Source organism: Escherichia sp. E3659 (genome assembly GCF_005781135.1).
Taxonomy (GTDB): Bacteria; Pseudomonadota; Gammaproteobacteria; order Enterobacterales; family Enterobacteriaceae; genus Escherichia.
Window position 1 is genome coordinate 200294 of sequence record NZ_VATQ01000006.1, and the last position, 22906, is coordinate 223199.

A 22906-nucleotide genomic window follows, 5' to 3' on the forward strand; every position below is an offset into this window, starting at 1 on the left:
TTTACAGGGTGCATTTACGCCTATGAAGCCTTCTATCGTTGCCAAACTGGAAGCCCTGCATGAACGCCATGAAGAAGTTCAGGCACTGCTGGGTGATGCGCAAACCATCGCCGACCAGGAACGTTTTCGCGCATTATCTCGTGAATATGCGCAGTTAAGTGATGTTTCGCGTTGTTTCACCGACTGGCAACAGGTTCAGGAAGATATCGAAACCGCGCAGATGATGCTCGACGATCCGGAAATGCGCGAGATGGCGCAGGACGAGCTGCATGAAGCTAAAGAAAAAAGCGAGCAACTGGAGCAACAGTTACAGGTTCTTTTGCTGCCAAAAGATCCCGATGATGAACGCAATGCATTCCTCGAAGTGCGTGCCGGGACCGGCGGCGACGAAGCGGCGCTGTTCGCTGGCGATCTGTTCCGTATGTACAGTCGTTACGCAGAGGCCCGCCGCTGGCGTGTAGAAATCATGAGCGCCAGCGAGGGTGAACATGGTGGTTATAAAGAGATCATCGCCAAAATTAGCGGTGATGGTGTGTACGGACGTTTGAAATTCGAATCTGGCGGCCATCGCGTGCAGCGTGTTCCTGCGACGGAATCGCAAGGGCGTATTCATACTTCCGCTTGTACCGTAGCGGTAATGCCGGAGCTGCCGGAAGCGGAACTGCCGGATATTAACCCGGCAGATTTGCGTATCGATACTTTCCGTTCCTCAGGCGCAGGTGGTCAGCACGTCAACACCACCGATTCGGCAATTCGTATTACTCACTTGCCGACCGGTATTGTTGTTGAATGTCAGGACGAACGTTCGCAGCATAAAAACAAAGCGAAGGCACTTTCAGTGCTTGGTGCTCGTATCCATGCGGCGGAAATGGCAAAACGCCAGCAGGCAGAGGCTTCCACCCGTCGCAACTTGCTGGGTAGCGGCGATCGCAGCGATCGTAACCGTACCTATAACTTCCCGCAGGGGCGTGTTACCGATCACCGCATCAACCTGACGCTCTACCGTCTGGATGAAGTGATGGAAGGTAAACTGGATATGCTGATAGAACCGATCGTCCAGGAACATCAGGCCGACCAACTGGCGGCGTTGTCCGAGCAGGAATAATGGAATATCAACACTGGTTACGTGAAGCAATAAGCCAACTTCAGGCGAGCGAAAGCCCGCGGCGCGATGCTGAAATCCTGCTGGAGCATGTTACCGGCAAGGGGCGCACTTATATTCTCGCCTTTGGTGAAACGCAGCTGACTGAAGAGCAATGTGAGCAACTCGACGCGCTTTTAGCTCGTCGCCGTGCCGGTGAACCTATTGCTCATTTAACCGGTGTGCGTGAATTCTGGTCGTTGCCGTTATTTGTTTCGCCAGCGACCTTAATTCCGCGCCCGGATACAGAATGTCTGGTGGAACAGGCTCTGGCGCGATTGCCTGAACAACCTTGCCGTATTCTCGATCTTGGAACTGGCACCGGGGCGATTGCGCTGGCATTGGCCAGCGAGCGCCCAGACTGCGAAATTACCGCTGTAGATCGTATGCCCGATGCTGTCGCCCTGGCACAACGTAATGCCCAGCATCTGGCGATCAAAAATATCCACATCCTGCAAAGCGACTGGTTTAGTGCGCTTGTCGGACAGCAGTTTACGATGATTGTCAGCAATCCACCGTATATCGACGAGCAGGATCCACATCTTCAACAAGGCGATGTTCGCTTTGAGCCACTCACTGCGCTGGTTGCGGCAGACAGCGGAATGGCAGACATCGTGCATATCATCGAACAGTCGCGTAACGCGCTGGTATCCGGCGGCTTTCTGCTTCTGGAACATGGCTGGCAGCAGGGCGAAGCGGTGCGACAGGCATTTATCCACGCGGGATATCATGAAGTCGAAACCTGTCGGGACTATGGTGATAACGAGCGCGTAACGCTCGGTCGCTATTATCGATGATAAGCTTTACTACGCTGCTTAGCGTTCATCTCATTAGCATCGCGCTTTCTGTTGGGGTCTTAACCCTACGATTCTGGCTACGTTACCAGGAGCATCCACTGGCATTCGCTCGTTGGACGCGCATTGTGCCGCCGGTTGTCGACACGGTGTTATTGCTTAGCGGCATCGCGCTGATGGCTAAAGCGCACATCCTGCCATTTTCCGGGCAGGCTGAATGGCTGACTGAAAAGCTGTTTGGAGTTATCATTTATATCGTTTTGGGTTTTATTGCACTCGATTATCGTCGGATGCACAGTCAGCAGGCGCGCATTATTGCCTTCCCGCTGGCGCTGGTGGTGCTGTACATCATCATTAAACTCGCCACCACAAAAGTACCGTTACTGGGGTAAGTCATGAGATCGTTAGCTGATTTCGAATTTAATAAAGCGCCGCTGTGCGAAGGCATGATCCTGGCTTGCGAAGCAATCCGCCGCGATTTTCCCTCGCAAGATGTTTACGACGAACTGGAGCGTCTCGTTAGTCTGGCGAAGGAAGAAATTAGCCAGCTTCTGTCATTAGAAGAGCAGCTGGAAAAATTAATCGCGCTGTTTTACGGCGAATGGGGGTTTAAAGCCTCACGTGGTGTTTATCGTCTTTCCGATGCATTATGGCTTGATCAAGTGCTAAAAAATCGGCAGGGCAGTGCGGTATCGTTAGGCGCCGTTTTATTGTGGGTTGCTAATCGTCTCGATTTGCCGCTATTGCCGGTGATATTCCCGACGCAGCTTATATTGCGCATAGAATGCCCGGACGGAGAAATCTGGCTGATTAACCCTTTTAACGGTGAATCATTAAGCGAACATATGCTGGATGTGTGGTTAAAGGGAAATATCAGCCCGTCTGCGGAACTGTTTTATGAAGACCTGGATGAAGCCGATAACATTGAGGTTATCCGTAAACTGTTGGATACGTTGAAAGCGTCGCTGATGGAAGAAAATCAGATGGAACTGGCGTTACGCACCAGCGAGGCCTTATTACAATTTAACCCGGAAGATCCGTATGAAATTCGCGATCGTGGGTTGATTTACGCGCAACTGGATTGCGAACACGTTGCGTTGAATGATTTAAATTATTTCGTTGAGCAGTGTCCGGAAGACCCGATCAGCGAAATGATACGTGCGCAAATTAACAACATCGCGCATAAACATATTGTGCTGCATTAATTAATCGACACTTTACTTAAGATTAAGGCGATCCTATGAAACAAAAAGTGGTTAGCATTGGCGACATCAACGTAGCAAATGACCTGCCGTTCGTGCTGTTTGGTGGTATGAACGTGCTGGAATCTCGCGATCTGGCGATGCGCATTTGCGAACACTACGTAACCGTAACCCAGAAACTGGGTATCCCTTACGTGTTCAAAGCCTCTTTTGACAAAGCCAACCGTTCCTCCATCCACTCTTATCGTGGACCAGGACTGGAAGAAGGGATGAAAATCTTCCAGGAACTGAAACAGACATTTGGCGTAAAAATTATCACTGACGTTCACGAGCCAAGCCAGGCACAGCCTGTTGCTGATGTGGTAGATGTTATTCAGTTACCAGCGTTTCTTGCTCGCCAGACTGACCTGGTGGAGGCGATGGCGAAGACTGGCGCGGTAATTAACGTCAAGAAACCACAGTTCGTGAGCCCAGGCCAGATGGGTAATATCGTTGATAAATTCAAAGAAGGCGGCAACGATAAAGTGATTCTTTGTGACCGTGGCGCTAACTTCGGTTACGACAACCTGGTCGTTGATATGCTGGGCTTCAGCATAATGAAGAAAGTCTCTGGCAACTCCCCGGTAATTTTCGACGTTACCCACGCACTGCAATGCCGCGATCCGTTTGGTGCAGCTTCTGGTGGTCGCCGCGCCCAGGTTGCCGAACTGGCACGTGCCGGTATGGCTGTAGGTTTGGCTGGTCTGTTTATTGAAGCGCATCCGGATCCGGAACATGCGAAATGTGACGGTCCATCCGCGCTGCCGCTGGCTAAACTGGAGCCGTTCCTCAAGCAGATGAAAGCGATTGATGATCTGGTTAAAGGTTTCGAAGAGCTGGATACCAGCAAGTAATCTTTTCTGCTTTGAAAACAAAGGCCTTATCGTTTTACGGTAGGGCTTTTTTCATGATCAAAGAAGACAAAAAAGGCCGCAGGCTGTTACCCCTGCGGCCGGTTTCGGGCGCATATTGCCATCACGGCAGCCTGACGCCCGTTTTCACCTTACTTCCGACTACGCCACCAGCCAACAATTGCTGCGGTAATAATTCCCGCAAGGATCGGTGCTGCCAGGTCGTGCCAGAAAATCACGGCAAACTGCGCGAGCGTCATATAGCCGCCTTGTTGTAATGACAACATTTTGCGGCTATTCTTGAATTGTTGTGGTTCAAGATTAGCCCCCGTTCTGTTGTCAGGTTTGACCTCTCAACGTGCGGGGGTTTTCTCTTTCCAGCAACCAATGCCGCCAGGGATAAAGCCCCCACAACATTGCGCCTCACCGGATAACTCCGGCTTGGTGTGGATACTACGTCTCAATTTATATTCACTTCATCCCTGAAATGTGCGCAATGCTGTACGCGTTCCGGCTTTTCATCAGCTGTTGCAGAGGTTTCATGAGTGTTCTGGATGATGCTTCCAGGTCGTGCCAGAAAATCACGGCAAACTGCGCGAGCGTCATATAGCCGCCTTTTTGTTGTAATGACAACATTTCGCGGCTATTCTTGAATTGTTCTGGTTCAAGATTAGCCCCCGTTCTGTTGTCAGGTTTGACCTCTCAACGTGTGGGGGTTTTCTCTTTCCATGAATGGATATGGGCCGGAATTTTATCGCAGAGAAGATGTGGCAGAATATTACTCACCAGAACTCGTTACAGTAAGTTTACCGTTATAGTCTTGTGCCAGGGAAAGTAGTATCTGCGTTACATGACCGGCGGATAGCCGAGCACTGTGAGTAAAAGTTGTTTGTTTATATAACCAATAGATAAAGTGTCTGCTGGCTGCTAAAGAGAGCGTCTTAGCATTATTGTTATCCCCACCGGTTAATGAGCAGGCCATTTTACGATTTTTATCTTGTTCCCATAGCTGCCACTGATTTTTCCACCAGCCATGGTACGTTACCCCCTGAAAATGCCACGGTGTATTCGTGTCACTGTCATTTATTTCCTCTTCTATAAACCAAAGCTCACCCTGGCGTTGACGAAATTGTTTGGACCATGCGGTAATGGCTGCGCCTCTTAGAAAGCATTCATGTGAAATGACATTTATCTTAACTTCAGGATAGAGGATATTCAGTAAACGGAAATGTCCGTGTACAGCGATAACAGGACGTAGAACCGTACCTCTGGCATTGCGTTTGAGCTCAGCACTCCCATACTGAATTTCATCGAACTGGCTTCGGTTAAGAAATTGTTTTTCTCGCATATCAATGCGTTGTACGATGTCACTATGAAATAAATCGGGTTCAACATACCCTTTCCAGCGATAACGTAAAGATTCTCCTGTCTGGTGCTGAGTAAAATTAGTGGAGATATGAAGAATATTACCTCGAACACTATCAACGCTGAGTAGAACATATAGTTTCTGCTCCGAGCTTCTCCCTTGAAATGGCACAATAAGAGGAACCGTTTCAATTTGTTCTGGTGGTGCTATTTCTTTTTGTAGAAGCTGTTTTGGTGTCCAGACTTTTTTGCAGACGCGACACTGAACGCGCTGTGTCCCTTGTGGATTATGACCATAGCAAATAATCTCTTTGCAATAACATACAGGGCAAAAAAGACCTCTTTCACAGGCGTATGCGGTTAAGTACGCTGATAGCCAGTCACGAAATTGTTGTCCATCAAACAGGGGGGGATAACTCCCACATGCCTGACAGTGCAATGCAGGATACCCTAACCTGTAATCAGGCCAGCTGTAATCAGCAGATGTTGGTAATCCTAAATTGCGACAACCAAACGTTTTGCAGGTATTAATTGTAAATAGTGTCGACATAGGTCACCAACGATTTTAAGTGGTTGCTAATTCTGCCCTATAACTCTTGTCAAGTTGTGTGAGCAGATTCACATAAAGTAACCATTAAAAACGTAAAGTAACAAACGTTAATATAACTGAACGGAACGGGTTATGAAGATACAAATAATTACTGAGGATATCCTGTTGCTATTACCATTTTTGACCTGTGCCAAAGATGTATCGATTATTTATACTAATGTTCTCCATGCACACGTGGAACATTATAAAACTCTATGACTTGTTGATACTAAACGAGACATTGGGGGCTGGGTAAATATCGCTACTCAGGTAAAACAGGATAAGTAAAAGGTAACGCAGTATGTTTTTTATACCAGGAGGGTATTTTACTGGACCATGTATTAGTAGTCTTACAAAAGGTGGGTACTAGTATTGAACTCATGAATACTGTGTCATTTTACACCGTTACAATGTGAAATCATGAATTCAGTCATGTCTACTATAATACATTATTACAGCTTGAACAGGTAAAACCCCATGCTGTACTGGGAAAGGTATTTTATCAGAATAGTAATAGAACATTGATGGATAAACCTTATGCCATTATTGAGAAAGATGGAGTGAAGAACAGTGCAATAATTTTGCACTGCATGTTTGTATTTAAGGATGCTGTTTACTCCACAACACATGTAGGCATTTAAAGTAGGGATGAAATTAAATCCCCACAACATTATATCGACGAACTAAAAGGTAAAGTTGATTTGACTGTATTGCTGGTCTATGAGTTTGTGCCAGTTAGCCAATTCAGTAAGGGGGGGGACTGACCATCAGGAATGAACAAATTAATTGTATACGTGGTGTTGATGTGAAGAAATAAATACGTTTGACGTAGTGTGCTTTACATTACTATATTTGTTAATTCATAAGAGCAAGATTCACAGGGCATTTATTGCCTTTAGATGTGATCTTTAACTAAATTTATTATTATCTATAAACTACCTTCAGGAAAGGCGGTGAATAGTTTTTATTTTAAATAAAATGGTGCCTATAATGTGTAAAAAAATACTATTGCCAGTAATGTCTTCTCTATTGTTTGCACAAAGCCTATTCGCAGAAGAAATTACTCTTTTTTATACTAACGATCTACATGCTCATGTTAATCCATGGGTTAATACAGTTGTGGATAAAAGTCGTCCTGTCGGAGGATTTGCAACTATTGCTGGTATTGTCAATCAAGCAAAACAAAACGACAAAAATGTTTTCTTTTTTGATGCCGGGGATTACTTTACAGGACCATATATTAGTATATTGACAAAAGGCGAAGCTATAGTTGATATCTTAAATACCATGCCCTATGATGCTGTCTCTGTGGGTAATCATGAATTTGATCATGGTACACCTAACATGGTTGCTCAATTGGCTAAAATTACTAATTTTCCTGTGTTGTTGAATAATGTTTATTATAAAAATAGTGATAAGCGCGTCATTGATAAGCCGTGGACTATCATTGAAAAAAATAATCTAAAAATCGGCGTTATTGGTATGCATAGTCGGTTTGCTTTTTACGATACCATTGCAGCAAAAATGATTGAAGATGTTGAAGCCCGGGATGAAATACCAGAGTTAAGACAATCTATTTCAGAATTAAAAACAAAAAATGTCGATCTAATAGTATTGCTTGCCCACGAAGGAGTTCCAGGTAGACAATCTAGCTTTGGTAATAATGATGTTTCCCGTTTACTCCAGGCTGATATTGATACCGCGAAAAAAGTTGATGGCATAGATATACTCATCACCGGTCATGCACATGTTGGCACACCTGTACCAATTAAAGCTAATAATACTTTAATCGTCTCAACCGATGCCTATGCAACCGATTTAGGTAAATTAGTGATTAACTTTAACCCCGAAACGAAAAAAATTGAAAGTTATAATGGTAGATTAATTACACTTTTTTCCGACCAATATAAGCCTGATCCTGGCGTACAAAAAGAAATTGACAAATGGGAACAAAAACTTAAAACAATCACCAGTCAGGTCATTGGTCACTCAGCGAATGTACTAACCCGCTCTTATGGGGAATCATCTCCGCTTGGAAATTTGATGCTTGATGCATCAATGGCACAATCAACGGATGCCGTTGTAGGTTTCCAGAATAGTGGTGGTCTTCGCGCAGATATACCTAAAGGAGACATTACGGTTGGTGATGTAATCAGCACTTACCCATTTAATGATGAATTAGTTGAGATGGATCTAACGGGTAAGGACTTAATTTCACTTATGATTCATGCAACTAATCTTACGAACGGTGCTTTACAAGTTTCTAAAAATGTAAAGGTAACCTACAACAGTAAAAAGCCATTAAATGAAAGAATCGTTTCATTTACTATTGATGGGCAATCGATTCAAGACAGCAAAACGTATCGTGTTGTCACAAACTCTTTTTGTGCCAGTGGAGGGGATGGTTATCAGGCTTTTGTCTCGGGAAAGAATCGTAAAACGATACCTGGAAGTTCTAATTCTGGTTCATTGATAAGTTATTTTAAAGATCATGATGTTGTCATACCTGATATGACGAAACGAGTTACAGATATTGCTAATTCTAATAGCGATAATTGATTTGTATTTGAAAATAAAAAGGTCTGTACATCCATATAAAACCTTGAATAACATACTTCATTTTTATATAACAAAAAGGACTGGTTATGAAGATAAAAACAAAGTTTCGTCTGCTTGCATTAAGTTTATCCGCAACGTTAGTTTTGCCAATTAATGCGAAGGATGTGACTATATATTATACAAACGATTTACATGCTCATGTTTCTCCAGGAAAGCTCCCCTTTGTCGACAAGGAACGTGCAGTGGGCGGTTTTGCTAATATTGCAACTATAGTTAATGATGCCAGGAAAAAAAGTAAAGATGTATTTTTCTTTGATGCGGGGGATTACTTCACCGGGCCATATATAAGCTCCCTGACCAAAGGTGAAGCAATTATTGACATCATGAACACAATGCCTTTTGATGCGGTGTCGGTGGGGAACCACGAATTTGACCATGGTGTCGATAATATGGTTAAGCAGTTATCAAAAGCGAATTTCCCAGTTTTGCTGGGTAATGTTTTTTATGCCAACAGTAACAAACCCGTCTGGAATAAACCCTGGACGATTGTTGAAAGAAATGGCACAAAAATTGGTGTAATTGGGATACACCAAAAATTTGCATTTTATGATACCGTTGCGGCTAAGGCTTACGCCGGTTCAGAAGCCCGCGATGAAGTTCCTTATATTCAAAAAGGGCTTGATGCATTAAAGGGCAAGGTTGATATCATCGTTCTGCTTATCCACGAGGGGACGCCTGCTCGTCAATCAAGCTACGGAAATAAAGATGTCGCCAGGATGCTGCAAGCCGATATCGATACCGCAAAGAAATTTGAGGGTATTGATGTGTTAATCACAGGACATGCTCATGTTGGTACGCCAGAGCCAATTAGAGTTAATGATACGCTTATTGTTTCAACAGATGCGTATGGTACTGATATTGGTAAATTAACATTGGATTTTAACCCTAAGACTAAAAAAATTGATGGCTATGACGGTAAATTAATCACTGTATTTGCTGACGAATATAAAGCTGATCCAAAAGTCCAGGCCAGAATTGATAAATGGAATGCTAAGCTGAAAAGTATCACTGAGCAGGTTATTGGGACAACAACGGCACCATTCACTCGTTCTTATGGTGAATCATCGCCTGTTGGTAATTTAGTCCTCGATGCCATGATGGCTAAAGCACCAGACGCAATTATGGGATTACAAAACAGCGGCGGGTTACGTGCTGATTTTCCACAAGGGAATTTAAAATATGGTGATGTAATTACTACCTTCCCATTTAATAATGAACTTGTTGAGATGGATCTCACCGGACAAGAACTCATTGATTTAATGGTTCATGCAACTAATCTCACTAATGGGATTTTGCAAGTGTCAAAAAGCGTTCATGTCGAATACGATAGTAAAAAACCTTTAGGCCAGAGAATTATTAAATTCACTATTAATAATCAACCTGTAGATCCAACCAAAACTTATCGGGTCGTTACACACTCATTTTGTGCGACAGGTGGCGATGGATTTGAAGCATTCTTAAAAGGAACGAATGTCAAAACTATTAGCAGTACTACATCTGCAGAGTCAATTATTGATTATATTAAGGCACATAGTCCATTAACACCTGATCTCGAAATGAGAGTAGTCGATGTGAGCGCGGCTAAATAGGCTCAATGAATTGGCAGTGACATCAATTATGATTGAGATATTAACATGTCTCAATCATATTTATAACAAAAAACCACAGATAATGACGTGCGTTGTTTATTACAGGAATGTATTTTTTAATAACCTCAGTGGAAGGAGTTACACTTATGCAAAAAATAAAATATCTTTTGCCAGGCGTATTTATGTTGTTGCCCATAGTAACATTTGCTGATTCTGGAGATAATGAATATCTGTCTGGTTGGTGGCATCAAAGTATTAATATAGTAGGAAGCAATTCCACTCGCTTTGGTCCACAAAAAAGATCGGATTTGTATCCAGAGTATCGCGCATGGGCTCATGTTGACTGGTTTGATTTCTATGGCTATGCGGATTTGCCTAAATTTTTTGGTTTAGGAAATGATAATGATATTGGTATTTGGGATAATGGTTCACCATTTTTTATGGAAATAGAACCGCGTTTTAGCATCGACAAATTAACGGGGTTAGACTTAAGTTTTGGTCCATTTAAAGAATGGTATTTTGCTAATAACTATATCTACGATGCGGGAACGAATGAGGGGCAGCGCCAGAGTACCTGGTATATGGGGCTAGGGACGGATATTGATACAGGACTGCCGATGACGTTGTCTGCAAACATCTACGCTAAATATCAAGGGAATAATTATAATGCTGCTAATGCGAATGAGTGGGATGGATATCGGTTTAAAGTAAAATATGTAGTTCCGATTACTACCGTTTTGGGCGGTAAATTAAATTACGTCGGTTTTACTAATTTTGATTTTGGCTCGGATTTAAAAGAAAAATCCGGTGGTAAACAACAATTTTATTCCCGTACAAATAGCTCAATAGTCTCCACTCATGTACTTAGTCTTGTATATGCACACTGGAGTTATGGTGCGACTCTTCGCTATTTTTATCATGGCGGGCAATTTGATGAGGGAAGTAATGCATTTAACAGTAAAGGGGAAATGACTACGATAGATTCAACGGGCTGGGCATATTATTTAACTGTTGGTTATGCATTTTAAATAAAATGACTTTGAAAATGGATAATTTATGAAAATAAAATATATTGCCGTAAGTATTTTGCTGACGCTACCGTCCTGGGTCTGTGCAAAAGATGTTACTATTATTTATACCAATGATCTCCATGCTCATGTTGATACATACAAGCTTCCGTATGTTGCAGACGGTAAACGAGCAATAGGTGGATTTGCCAATATAACAACATTAGTAAAACAAGAAAAAGTTAGAAATAAAGCCACCTTTTATTTTGATGCAGGTGACTATTTTACCGGGCCCTATATTAGTAGTCTGACTAAGGGAGAGGCAATAATTGATATTATGAATACCATGCCTATTGATGTGGTATCCATCGGAAATCATGAATTTGACCATGGCTGGGACAATCTTCTCAGACAGTTAAGTAAAGCGAATTTCCCCGTTTTGTTGGGAAATGTATTCCATAAGGACAGTGAGATACCGTTCTGGAACAAACCGTATACCATTCTGGAAAAGGACGGTGTAAAGATTGGTGTTATTGGATTGCACGGCGTGTATGCGTTTAATGACACGATTTCAGAACTCTCAATTCAGGGACTCGATAACGATAACAACAATCGCTTTGATAAATCAGCGGCTACTCTCAAGAATCAGGGAATTGAGGCTCGCGATGAGGTGAAATATCTGCAACATTATCTGGATGAACTGCGGGGGAAAGTTGACATTACTGTCGCACTCATGCATGAAGGCGTTCCGGCACGTCAGTCCAGTATTGGTAACACCGATGTCAGGCGCGCGTTGGATAAAGATATTCAGACTGCAAGCAAAGTCAAAGGACTGGATATCCTCATTACCGGACACGCTCATGTAGGAACACCAGAACCTATCAAAGTAGGAAACACCTTAATTCTTTCTACTGACAGCGGCGGTATTGATGTAGGTAAATTGGTGCTCAACGTTGACCCGGTTGCCCGAACCCATGAAGTGAAAAGCTTCGAGCTGAAAACACTTTATGCCGACGAATGGAAACCTGATCCAACAACACAAAAAGCTATCGACGGCTGGAATAAAAAACTTGCAGATATTGTGCGCCAGCCGGTAGGTGAATCACCAATTATGTTAACCCGAGCCTATGGTGAATCATCACAGCTTGGAAACTTATTTACTGATGCAATGCTTGTTGCTGCACCGAATGCACAGATTGCGCTGATCAACTCCGGCAGTTTAAGGGCTGATATCAACGCTGGCTCCATTACCTTTGGTGACATTACCAGTACATTCCCCTTTAAGAATGAGCTTACCGAAATGGATCTCAGTGGCAAAGATCTGCGTAATCTAATGGAACATGGGGCATCACTTACTAATGGCATACTACAAATGTCCAAGGGTGCTGAAATGCATTATATGCCGCAGAAGCCTGTAGGACAGCGCATAGAGTACTTCACAATCAACGGTAAAGATGTTGTGGATACGGAGACTTATCATATTGCAACGACGACATTCCTTGCTTTGGGAGGGGATGGTTTTCTGGCATTTAAAAATGGAAGAAATGTGCAAGTTCGTGCCGGACATAATATGTCTGATGTCGTGATTGATTATCTGAAGTCAGGACACAAAATAATTCCTGCACAGATTAATGAAATGCGGGTCAACGCCAGCAACTAATATGAAATAATTTTTCATGATGCAATCCATTTTATGGGTTGCATCATTTTTTTAATCATTAATAAACGAATAGGGCAGTAAAAATGATAATTAAATGTGCCAGTAGAACCTGCAATTTACACTGTTCGCATTGCTATTTCGATAAAATCAAATCCAATACTGAATTTACAATGTGCGATTCAGACGATGAAACGTTACAGTTATTTATACGTCAGCAAGTTGATGCTCATGAAACCAGCAATGTGACTTTTTCCTGGCAGACTCGTGAACTAACGCTGGACGAATTTAATTTCTTTAATCGAGTCATCAAGCTACAACAGCAAATTGCGCAAGGTAAGAATATTATCAATACTGTGTTAATCAACGGTATCCTGTTAGATGATAGTTGGTGCAAGTTCTTCAAGAAAAATCAGTTTATTATTCGCCTTTCGGTGAATATCGCACCCCCATTGCACGATAATTTCTGCGAAACGATTTCTGGCAAACCAGCGATTCAACAGATTGAAAAGGCTGTGAGATTACTGCAAAAACATGATGTTGAATTTAATACTCTGACAGTCATTGACTCTATCAATAGTCAACAACCGTTGCGGATCTATCACTATCTTAAAAATCTTGGCAGTCGTGATATGCAGTTTATTCCCTTGCTTGAACCGCTTGCGCAAGGTGGGTTGAACGCGCGAAGCCTTGCTCCGGCCGCATTGGGGACTTTTTTGAAAACAATTTTTTACACCTGGGTACGTCTGGATATTGGAACAATTAAAATTCCTATTTTTGAACACGCTTTTGCGTCGTGGTGTGGATTACCAGTGCCGACCTGTCCTTTTACATCATTTGATGTTAGTGCGTTCACGTCAAAAATAAATACAGTTTCATCCCAGAGTGAGCACTCTGCTAATTCTAAATTTTTGTCGAGGAACAGTCGCCGAACGACCACAGCACGGAAAGGAGCAAAGAATCAAATAATTGAACAGTGTAAACCGCCACTTGCAGCAGAATGTACGAATTGTAATGTACAATTTACTTGTCTCGGTGGTTGCCCAAAAGATCGCATTGCGATTTCCCGAAGCGGCATTCCTGAACTCAACTATTTTTGCGAAAGCTATCAGGCTTTTTTCACTTATGTTGAACCTTACATGTTGATGATGAAGGCGCTGTGGGATAAAAATTATGCACCTTCCGATATTCGCCAGTATTTGGCCTAATATGGTTCTCTGTATGAGGGAGTAAAAACTCTCCTCCGATTTCCGCCATCGGAGGAGATATAAATGTCAGGCAAATATTGTCATTAAATAAGCTACAAACAGTGCCAGATGCGCCGCGCCGTTGAGTACGTTAGTACGGCCAGTCGAAAATGAAATATGGCACAGTACCAAAGAGGCTACCATTACCACCATCTCTGGTGCGCCCAGAGCAAACTGCAATTCATTACCCGTCATAAAGGCGATAAGCGTTACGACAGGTACGGTAAGCGAAATAGTCGCTAATACCGAGCCAAAGAACAGATTCATCGCGCGCTGGACCTGGTTGCTTAAAACTGCTTTTAACGCCCCCAGACCTTCCGGCGACAGAATCAATAGCGCTACCAGGAAACCGGTAAAGGCCACCGGCGCATTCATGCTGGTGAGCAATGTTTCCAGCGGGCTGGCGTTCATTTTTGTGACCGCAATAACGGCAATTAGATGGATAATTAACCAGATGGCATGCCACAGGCTGCTATGAGCAGACGGTTTGCCATGATGCGGATCGTCATCATCGCTGTCATCTTCATGCTCATAGACAAACAGGCTTTGATGCGTTTTGGTCTGAATCAGCAAAAATACGCCGTACATCACTGCGGAAATTAATGCCACAAGTAACGCCTGACCGGTCGAAAAATTCGCCGCAGGCAGCGCCATCGGAAATACCAGCACGATTATGGCTAATGGGAACAGGGCAATTAAATACTGTTTAATACCAAACAGATTCATATATTGGGTAGCAAATTTACGTCCACCCAGCAGTAATGAAAAACCTACCAGTCCGCCGGTAACAATCATAATGATTGAATAGAGCGTATCTCGCATTAACGTCGGCGCTGCATCGCCGGTTGCCATTAAGGCTGAAATCAAACTGACTTCAAGAATAACGACGGAAAGGCTAAGAATAAGCGAACCGTAAGGTTCACCCAGACGATGGGCTAGTACGTCCGCATGACGGACAACACTAAAAGCACTGCTTAAAATACCAATAAGAGCAAGAAGGTTGATGCCAATAACCACTGGTAGTGTTTGGCTGCTTCCCCACAGGGACAGCACTACCAGCGCCAGAACCGGGAAAATAAGTGAAGTCTCCTTGTGGCGGGTTTTTACCGCCTCGTGAGCATTTGTCATTATGGTTATCCTTTGCAGATGAATTTGTTGGAAATGTAATAAATAGGCAGGAAAAATAACAGAAAGTGTCAGGATATCGGTAACATTTTACGAAATTTTACCCCGTAGTCGTTTTTTTACTCTTTGGAGTATAAAAACAAGCTACGTGTTTAGACAATGTTTGTATTAGCGTCTCTTGAGAATAGTCTGATGTGAGAGTTCTTATGTTTTGGCAAGAGGGGATATTGTTGACCACACTTAATGTTCAATTTTAATAAAGGAGTCAACAATGCCGTATAAAACGAAAAGCGACCTGCCGGAAAGCGTAAAACACGTTTTACCCACTCATGCCCAGGATATCTATAAAGAAGCATTCAACAGCGCCTGGGAGCAATATAAAGATAAAGAAGACCGACGTGATGATGCCAGTCGCGAAGAGACAGCGCATAAAGTGGCCTGGGCCGCGGTGAAACATGAATATGCCAAAGGCGATGATGATAAATGGCATAAAAAATCGTAAAACTCAGCGGCAAGTTAAAGCTATTCGTGCGGTGTTGCCTTGCAAGTGGTCTGTGGATTGCATATTGTCCCAATAGTGGTTTCAAAATGAGCAGTAAAAATGTCCGGAAGACACCAAAAAGTTGTCGCAGGGAAGTATGCAGTGGCGGAGGTGTAAGGTGATAACGCGTGATTTCTTGATGAATGCCGATTGTAAAACGGCATTTGGTGCCATTGAAGAATCACTCTTATGGTCGGCAGAACAACGGGCGGCCTCGCTGGCGGCGACGCTGTCTTGTCGACCTGATGAGGGACCGGTGTGGATCTTCGGCTATGGATCATTAATGTGGAATCCGGCGCTGGAATTTACCGAGTCGTGCACCGGTACGCTGGTTGGGTGGCATCGTGCTTTCTGTTTGCGGCTTACTGCCGGGCGGGGGACTGCGCACCAGCCGGGGAGGATGCTTGCACTGAAAGAGGGCGGGCGTACCACGGGCGTTGCGTATCGTCTGCCGGAAGAGTCTCTGGAGCAGGAGCTGACCTTACTGTGGAAGCGTGAGATGATTACTGGCTGCTATCTGCCGTCCTGGTGTCAGCTTCATCTTGACGATGGCCGCACCGTCAATGCGCTGGTGTTCATTATGGACCCGCGCCATCCTGAGTATGAGTCCGATACCCGCGCTCAGGTGATTGCCCCGTTGATTGCTGCGGCGAGTGGGCCATTAGGAACCAACGCACAGTACTTGTTTTCCCTGGAACAAGCGCTTAACAAACTGGGGATGCAGGATGACGGGCTGAGTGATTTACTGGTGTCGGTGAAAAAACTTCTGGCGGAAAATTTCCCGGATGGTGTGTTACGACCCGGGTTTGCCCGATAAAACATGTTAGCAGTGGGGCATCTCTATTATCTTGAGCGCCCCATACTTACCTTAAAATGTGAGCACTTTATCGGCAAGCAGCGTCCATTGCGCCAGTTCTACCAGAGTACCAATTTCCACACCATCAATCAGTGGAAGTGTGCTGATGCCACGACCATCGGTGCAGGTTTTGCACAATTTCACTGGCACATTTTGCGCCGTGAGGATCTCCAGCATTTGCTGAATGTTATAGCCTTCCCCAGGTTTTTGTCCGCGCAATCCGGCAGTGACTGCATCAGACATCAGGAATAGACGCAGATCCAGGTAGCTTTCCTGCTCTCGTAGCGCAATGGCCAGCCGCAGGCTGTTAAATAAGGATTCGCTCCCGTAGGGTGCGCCATTGGCAACGATCACGATTCTTTGCATTATTTACTCCTGTATTCAGGGAATTAGATGTTCAGTTTCTATCTTACAGCTTGTGTGCTGTCTGACCAATCCATCACATTTTTTAGGATTTGTCATAAAGCATGCAAAAGTACAAGAAAAATTACCAGTAATCGTTATTCTATAAAGCTGTAGCTGTTCATTTTTATTGGAAATTACTGACGTTTTGAGCCGTTTCGTCCCCCGCATTATCGCAATTTTTTTACTCTTGCTGCTGGCAGGCGGTATAGCTAGCGCACAGTCCTCTTTTAAGCAGCAAGCGGCAAATCCTTTTGATAACGACAGTGATGGTCTTCCTGACTTAGGAATGGCAGCGGAAAATCATGACGGTGAAAAACATTTTGCTGAAATTGTGAAAGATTTTGGTGAAACCAGTATGACTGATAACGGTCAGGACACTGGCGAGCAGGCGAGAGCTTTTGCGTTGGGAAAAGTCCGCGATGCGCTTAGCCAGCAGGTCAATCAGCACGTGGAATCCTGGCTATCGCCGTGGGGGAACGCCAGTGTCGACGTCAAAGTGGATAACGAAGGGCATTTTACAGGTAGCCGGGGGAGCTGGTTTGTACCGCTACAGGATAACGAACGTTATCTTACATGGAGCCAGATTGGGCTCACTCAGCAGGATGATGGTCTGGTCAGTAACCTTGGCGCAGGCCAACGCTGGGCGCGTGGCAACTGGTTGCTGGGATACAATACCTTTTATGACAACTTGCTGGACGAAAATCTCCAGCGTGCTGGATTTGGCGCTGAAGCCTGGGGCGAATATCTGCGCCTGTCTGCAAATTATTATCAGCCTTTTGCCTCCTGGCGTGAACAGACCGCCACGCTCGAGCAACGAATGGCGCGTGGTTACGACTTGACGGCCCGGATGCGGATGCCGTTTTACCAGCATATCAACACCAGCGTTAGCCTCGAACAATATTTTGGTCAGAGTGTTGATTTGTTTAACACCGGCACGGGTTATCACAATCCCGTCGCCTTGAGTCTTGGACTAAATTACACACCGGTCCCACTCGTTACAGTAACCGCCCTGCATAAACAGGGGGAAAGTGGAGAAAGGCAAAATAACCTCGGACTGAATATTAACTACCGTTTTGGCGTGCCGCTCAACAAACAGCTTTCTGCTGGCGAAGTTGCTGAAAGCCAGTCGCTACGCGGCAGTCGCTATGACAATCCGCAGCGAAATAATCTGCCGACTATTGAGTATCGGCAGCGTAAAACCTTAACGGTGTTTCTGGCGACGCCGCCCTGGGATCTTAAACCTGGTGAAACCGTGCCACTGAAATTACAAATTCGCAGTCATTACGGTATTCGGCAATTGATCTGGCAGGGAGATACGCAGATGTTGAGTCTGACATCGGGAGCGACAGCCAATAGTGCGGATGGCTGGACGTTGATCATGCCGGACTGGCAAAGTGGGGAAGGGGCGAGCAATCAATGGCGATTGTCGGTAGTGGTGGAGGATAATCAGGGGCAGCGTGTCTCCTCCAATGAGATCACGCTAACGCTTGCCGAACCTTTCGACGCAATGTCGAACGACGAACCGATCTGGGAACCGTAATCAGAAAATACGTTCCTGATGCACCCATACTGCAGCTTCTACACGAGATTTGAGCTTCATTTTTTTCAGCATGTGTTTCACATGCACTTTAACCGTGCTTTCAGTGATGTCCAGGCGACGGGCAATCATCTTATTCGGTAAGCCCTGAGCTATTAGTTTTAGAATGTCGCGTTCACGTGGCGTTAACTGGTTAACATCACGCTCAGTCGTAGCGCGGTTAGCGCGCAGGCTGGCGGCCAGAACAGGGGTTAACGCTTCGCTTAAGACCATTTCGCCAGCGGCAGCCTGATGCAATGCTTTCAGTAAATCTTCTGGCTCCATATCTTTTAACAGATAGCCATCTGCACCACGTTTCAATGCGGTTACCACATCTTCTTCATGGTTAGAGACGCTGAACACCACAATACGGCCGGAGAGGGACTTTTCGCGCAGTTTATCCAGCGTTTCCAGACCGTTCATGCCGGGCATATTGAGATCTAACAGGATCAGATCGGGATCAAGAGATTCCGCCAGTTCAATACCCTGTTCGCCATTACTCGCTTCGCCAACCACCGTGATATCCGGTGCCATACTGATAAGCTGTTTCACGCCAGTTCGCAGCATCGGATGATCGTCGATCAGCAGGATAGTAGCCGGTTCCTGATTACTCATGGGTATCTCCTTGGACGTCTGTGAAAGTTTTTTCGGGAATAAAGGTGACTACCACTTCAGTGCCACCTGATTCACGACGGCGGACGCGGCAGTCGCCACGTAAACTTTGCGCACGGTCACGCATAATTATCATGCCGTAGTGATTGCTGCGGATGGCATTTTCAGGCACGCCGCAGCCATTATCCTGAACGGTCAGTTTTACCTGATTATCGTTTTGCGCCACCGTCACCACGACCTCACTTGCTTGCGAATGTTTGAGGGCGTTACTTAATGCCTCACGGGCAATTTGCAACAGATGGATTGCCTGATGTGAAGGCACCAGACGTGGCGGCAATTGGTAATTCAGCTTCACCGGGAAGCCAAATTTGGCGCTGTACTCTTCGCAGCTCGCCTCCAGTGCGGGACGTAACCCTGGTTCGGTGAGCTGTAAACGAAATGTGGTGAGTAACTCACGCAACTGCGCCCAGGACGCATTCAGTTCGTTACGGATCTGGCTTAACAGTTCGCGGCTGCTTTCTGGCAGCGCGTCGCCTTGCATCTGTAAACAACTTACCTGCATTTTCATGCAAGAGAGCGATTGAGCAATAGAATCATGCAGTTCGCGCGCAATGGTGGCACGCTCTTCCATCACGATCAACTGCTGCTGGCGCTCTTGATGGCGATCCAGCGCCAGTGTGGCGGTGAGCTGTTCAACCAGGGTATCCACCAGTTGTTGTTGATCATGGCTAAGATGACGCCCCTGCGGCAGGGTAGCCAGCAAAATACCATACTGCATATGAGAATCCGCTAACCGCCATTTCAGCGTAGTGCCGCGATCGCCAACGGGTAAGACGCCGCGTGGGCAGAGATGGCAGCCTTTATCATCGCAACTCATATCTGGCTGACAGGTGAACTCCTGATGGTTCTCTTCATCTTCTGTGTCGTATACCCGTAGTTCGATATCACGCAACAGGGTTAAATTTTGTAGACCGTTAAGCACAGGCGACAGGCGTTCACACAGCGGAGCGCGGGAATGCAAACGGCGGTTGGCCTGCCACAAAAAAGAGAGAATCTGATTTTTATGCTCCAGTCCGGCAGTTTTCTCCTGTACCCGCTGCTCAAGCACGGCATAACTTTCCGCCAGTTCAGCAGACATATTGTTCAGTGCAGTCCCCAACATCGCCATCTCGTTGCGTCCGCTGATATTCGCTCTCTTACTAAAATCGCGATGACTGACGGCGCTGGCCATTGCCAGTAATTGTCGCCACGGTTGAAGCAAACGTGCTCGCAGCCAGATAATGGTAAACACCAGTAAAAGCGCCATAAAGACCGCCATTACCCGGTGGACGAGCACAACTGTCTCAATACGCGTTTCGGTGGTGCGATCGAAACCAGAAACCAGCTTATCAAGCCCGGCAACAAACTGGCTGACGTCTGCCGACACCGTTTCGCGGTTTTGTGCACGCAACAGCGCAGGAATCAATTCATTGCGCCAGTAATCCTGTAGCCCCTGTAATTGCGCCAGTTGCCCGTCTCGTTCTGCCGCACGAGTTAACTCGGTGCTAAATGCCGTTTGTTCCATCTCTTTGATTAAGGGCTTGTCATTCTCGCTTAATGGCACAGCCGCCAGCAGACGGTAACTTTGCATGCGCAGCGATCCCGCTTTGTTGATCGCATGGGCGCTGCCCTGAACGCCTTGCACCAGCCAGCCAGAAACTGCCATCCCCGCCAGTCCAATGGCAGTAGAAAGCAAAACAATCAGCGCAACCTGATTAACCAGGGTGAGCGGAGAGAGACAACGTTTAAGCATATAAACCTCTTCCTTCAGGCTTTGAATGAGCAATAACCTTAATGAATGTGACGATACATTCTGGAATGGCAGTATTCTCGGCTATTGGCTGAAGTATACCCATACCCGGAAAGAGTTACTCCTTATTTGCCGTGTGGTTAGTCGCTTTACGTCAGTAAGGGTAGGGATTTTACAGTGTCGTGAAAAATCTCAAAATTTTTATGAAATCTCTGTACTCACTATGGGTAATGATAAATATCAATGATAGATAAAGTTATATTGTCGTTTGATTTACATCAAATTGCCTTTGGCTACAGCCACTAAGGTGGCAGACATCGAAACGAGTATCAGAGGTGTCTATGAGTCACTCATCCGCCCCCGAAAGGGCTACTGGAGCAGTCATTACAGATTGGCGACCGGAAGATCCTGCGTTCTGGCAACAACGAGGTCAACGCATCGCCAGCCGTAACCTGTGGATTTCTGTTCCCTGCCTGCTTCTGGCGTTTTGCGTATGGATGTTATTCAGTGCCGTTGCGGTGAACCTACCGAAAGTCGGCTTTAATTTTACGACCGATCAGCTATTTATGCTGACTGCGCTACCTTCAGTTTCTGGCGCATTATTACGTGTTCCATACTCCTTTATGGTTCCAATCTTCGGTGGTCGTCGCTGGACGGCATTCAGCACCGGTATTCTGATTATTCCTTGCGTCTGGCTGGGTTTTGCCGTTCAGGATACCACTACGCCATATAGCGTCTTCATCATCATCTCTCTGCTGTGCGGCTTTGCTGGCGCGAACTTCGCCTCCAGTATGGCAAACATCAGCTTCTTCTTTCCTAAGCAGAAGCAGGGTGGTGCGCTGGGCCTGAATGGTGGTCTGGGCAATATGGGCGTCAGCGTTATGCAGCTGGTTGCTCCGCTGGTGGTATCACTGTCAATTTTTGCTGCATTTGGTAGCCAGGGGGTAACACAGCCTGATGGCACCGAGCTGTATCTGGCGAACGCGTCCTGGGTATGGGTGCCGTTCCTCGTCATCTTCACCATCGCGGCGTGGTTTGGCATGAACGACCTTGCTACCTCGAAAGCCTCCATCAAGGAGCAGTTACCGGTACTCAAACGTGGGCATCTGTGGATTATGAGCCTGCTGTATCTGGCAACCTTCGGTTCCTTTATTGGCTTCTCAGCAGGTTTTGCCATGCTGTCCAAAACGCAGTTCCCGGATGTGCAGATTTTGCAGTACGCCTTCTTCGGGCCATTTATTGGTGCGCTGGCGCGTTCCGCAGGTGGTGCATTATCTGACCGTCTGGGCGGCACGCGTGTCACACTGGTGAACTTTATCCTGATGGCAATTTTCAGCGGCCTGCTGTTTCTCACCTTACCGACTGACGGGCAGGGCGGAAGCTTTATGGCGTTCTTTGCGGTCTTCCTGGCACTGTTCCTGACCGCTGGGCTGGGTAGCGGCTCCACCTTCCAGATGATTTCCGTGATCTTCCGTAAACTGACGATGGATCGCGTGAAAGCAGAAGGCGGTTCTGACGAACGTGCCATGCGTGAAGCGGCAACCGACACTGCTGCGGCGCTGGGTTTCATCTCTGCGATTGGCGCTATCGGTGGCTTCTTTATCCCGAAAGCGTTTGGTAGCTCACTGGCATTAACGGGTTCGCCAGTCGGTGCAATGAAAGTATTTTTGATTTTCTATATCGCCTGCGTGGTGATTACCTGGGCGGTATACGGTCGGCATTCTAAAAAATAAATCGTAATATTTGATTATCCTTTGCGCGGCGTAATGTCGCGCTTTTTTTATTTCTCATTTAGTTACAACATACTTTAAGAGGGATAATTATTTAAACGGCGTCAATTAAGCGCCATTAATATGTCATCCATGGGGGATACTCCTTAATACCCATCTGTATAAAAATCCG

21 protein-coding genes and 1 pseudogene are annotated in these 22906 nt (G+C 45.6%); 15 read left to right on the forward strand and 7 right to left on the reverse strand.

Annotated features, from left to right (window positions below; genetic code table 11):
- Nucleotides 1-22 precede the first annotated feature (22 nt).
- The 5 genes from prfA to kdsA are packed head-to-tail and all read left to right on the forward strand — an operon-like array spanning nt 23 to nt 4030.
- On the forward strand, nt 23-1105 hold the full coding sequence (prfA, locus tag FEK47_RS06340; protein ID WP_135486226.1) for a peptide chain release factor 1: 1083 nt from the start codon (nt 23-25) through the stop codon (nt 1103-1105).
- Nucleotides 1105-1938: a peptide chain release factor N(5)-glutamine methyltransferase gene (prmC, locus tag FEK47_RS06345; protein WP_130215994.1), complete on the forward strand. Its 834-nt coding sequence runs from the start codon at nt 1105-1107 to the stop codon at nt 1936-1938. Before prfA ends, prmC begins: the two co-directional genes overlap by 1 nt.
- Complete coding sequence (gene sirB2, locus FEK47_RS06350) at nt 1935-2327, forward strand: invasion regulator SirB2 (RefSeq protein WP_135486225.1); 393 nt, start codon at nt 1935-1937, stop codon at nt 2325-2327. Before prmC ends, sirB2 begins: the two co-directional genes overlap by 4 nt.
- Nucleotides 2328-2330: 3 nt before the next feature.
- Nucleotides 2331-3140, forward strand: a complete 810-nt coding sequence (gene sirB1 / locus FEK47_RS06355; protein ID WP_135486224.1) for an invasion regulator SirB1 — start codon at nt 2331-2333, stop codon at nt 3138-3140.
- Nucleotides 3141-3175: 35 nt separating this feature from the next.
- Entirely contained in the window at nt 3176-4030 is an 855-nt protein-coding gene (gene kdsA, locus FEK47_RS06360; protein WP_000811058.1) for a 3-deoxy-8-phosphooctulonate synthase, read from the forward strand.
- 149 nt (nt 4031-4179) lie between these two features.
- On the opposite strand, the gene FEK47_RS06365 is transcribed toward kdsA, so the two are convergent.
- The 3 genes from FEK47_RS06365 to FEK47_RS06375 all read right to left on the reverse strand — a co-directional run bounded on the left by FEK47_RS06365 (nt 4180) and on the right by FEK47_RS06375 (nt 5942).
- Nucleotides 4180-4287 carry a type I toxin-antitoxin system toxin Ldr family protein gene (locus FEK47_RS06365; protein WP_016265910.1) on the reverse strand — a complete coding sequence of 36 codons (108 nt, stop codon included), beginning with the start codon at nt 4285-4287 and terminating at the stop codon, nt 4180-4182.
- A gap of 211 nt (nt 4288-4498) precedes the next feature.
- Nucleotides 4499-4663 carry a hypothetical protein gene (locus FEK47_RS25075; protein WP_167854635.1) on the reverse strand — a complete coding sequence of 55 codons (165 nt, stop codon included), beginning with the start codon at nt 4661-4663 and terminating at the stop codon, nt 4499-4501.
- Nucleotides 4664-4805: 142 nt separating this feature from the next.
- Nucleotides 4806-5942, reverse strand: a complete 1137-nt coding sequence (locus FEK47_RS06375; RefSeq protein ID WP_138183142.1) for a cytoplasmic protein — start codon at nt 5940-5942, stop codon at nt 4806-4808.
- Between the two features lie 132 nt (nt 5943-6074).
- Between FEK47_RS06375 and FEK47_RS25730 the strand changes: the two are divergent.
- The 6 genes and pseudogenes from FEK47_RS25730 to FEK47_RS06400 all read left to right on the forward strand — a co-directional run.
- Nucleotides 6075-6739: pseudogene (locus FEK47_RS25730) on the forward strand (bifunctional metallophosphatase/5'-nucleotidase); the annotation flags it as partial.
- Between the two features lie 232 nt (nt 6740-6971).
- A complete protein-coding gene (locus tag FEK47_RS06380) occupies nt 6972-8540 on the forward strand; it encodes a bifunctional UDP-sugar hydrolase/5'-nucleotidase (protein ID WP_138183143.1) in 1569 nt (522 codons plus the stop codon).
- A gap of 86 nt (nt 8541-8626) precedes the next feature.
- Nucleotides 8627-10189 carry a bifunctional UDP-sugar hydrolase/5'-nucleotidase gene (locus FEK47_RS06385; RefSeq protein ID WP_135486223.1) on the forward strand — a complete coding sequence of 521 codons (1563 nt, stop codon included), beginning with the start codon at nt 8627-8629 and terminating at the stop codon, nt 10187-10189.
- Nucleotides 10190-10335: 146 nt separating this feature from the next.
- Nucleotides 10336-11217 (forward strand): nucleoside-specific channel-forming protein Tsx, encoded by an 882-nt coding sequence (locus tag FEK47_RS06390; protein ID WP_135486222.1) that lies wholly within the window; start codon nt 10336-10338, stop codon nt 11215-11217.
- Between the two features lie 28 nt (nt 11218-11245).
- A complete protein-coding gene (locus FEK47_RS06395; protein ID WP_135486221.1) occupies nt 11246-12856 on the forward strand; it encodes a bifunctional UDP-sugar hydrolase/5'-nucleotidase in 1611 nt (536 codons plus the stop codon).
- An 83-nt stretch (nt 12857-12939) separates the two neighbouring features.
- Nucleotides 12940-14061 (forward strand): radical SAM protein, encoded by a 1122-nt coding sequence (locus tag FEK47_RS06400; protein ID WP_135486220.1) that lies wholly within the window; start codon nt 12940-12942, stop codon nt 14059-14061.
- A gap of 66 nt (nt 14062-14127) precedes the next feature.
- On the opposite strand, the gene chaA is transcribed toward FEK47_RS06400, so the two are convergent.
- The gene (gene chaA / locus FEK47_RS06405) at nt 14128-15228 is read right to left on the reverse strand and encodes a sodium-potassium/proton antiporter ChaA (protein WP_135486219.1); all 1101 of its coding nucleotides are present in this window, start codon (nt 15226-15228) and stop codon (nt 14128-14130) included.
- Nucleotides 15229-15496: 268 nt separating this feature from the next.
- On the opposite strand from chaA, the gene chaB reads away from it, so the two are divergent.
- On the forward strand, nt 15497-15727 hold the full coding sequence (gene chaB, locus FEK47_RS06410) for a putative cation transport regulator ChaB (protein ID WP_130216000.1): 231 nt from the start codon (nt 15497-15499) through the stop codon (nt 15725-15727).
- A 157-nt stretch (nt 15728-15884) separates the two neighbouring features.
- Nucleotides 15885-16583, forward strand: coding sequence for a glutathione-specific gamma-glutamylcyclotransferase (gene chaC / locus FEK47_RS06415; protein WP_135486218.1), 699 nt, complete (start codon nt 15885-15887; stop codon nt 16581-16583).
- 51 nt (nt 16584-16634) lie between these two features.
- On the opposite strand, the gene ychN is transcribed toward chaC, so the two are convergent.
- Entirely contained in the window at nt 16635-16988 is a 354-nt protein-coding gene (ychN, locus tag FEK47_RS06420; protein ID WP_064528737.1) for a DsrE/F sulfur relay family protein YchN, read from the reverse strand.
- Nucleotides 16989-17172: 184 nt separating this feature from the next.
- Between ychN and FEK47_RS06425 the strand changes: the two genes are divergently transcribed.
- Nucleotides 17173-18567: a YchO/YchP family invasin gene (locus tag FEK47_RS06425; protein WP_135486217.1), complete on the forward strand. Its 1395-nt coding sequence runs from the start codon at nt 17173-17175 to the stop codon at nt 18565-18567.
- Here the strand turns inward: FEK47_RS06425 and narL are convergent, their stop codons facing one another.
- Together narL and narX are read right to left on the reverse strand one after the other, a co-directional pair.
- Complete coding sequence (gene narL, locus FEK47_RS06430; RefSeq protein ID WP_000070491.1) at nt 18568-19218, reverse strand: two-component system response regulator NarL; 651 nt, start codon at nt 19216-19218, stop codon at nt 18568-18570.
- On the reverse strand, nt 19211-21007 hold the full coding sequence (narX, locus tag FEK47_RS06435) for a nitrate/nitrite two-component system sensor histidine kinase NarX (RefSeq protein ID WP_130216003.1): 1797 nt from the start codon (nt 21005-21007) through the stop codon (nt 19211-19213). The genes narL and narX overlap by 8 nt, the downstream gene beginning before the upstream one ends.
- Before the next feature lie 338 nt (nt 21008-21345).
- On the opposite strand from narX, the gene narK reads away from it, so the two are divergent.
- The gene (narK, locus tag FEK47_RS06440; RefSeq protein ID WP_135486216.1) at nt 21346-22737 is read left to right on the forward strand and encodes a nitrate transporter NarK; all 1392 of its coding nucleotides are present in this window, start codon (nt 21346-21348) and stop codon (nt 22735-22737) included.
- The last annotated feature ends 169 nt before the right edge of the window (nt 22738-22906 follow it).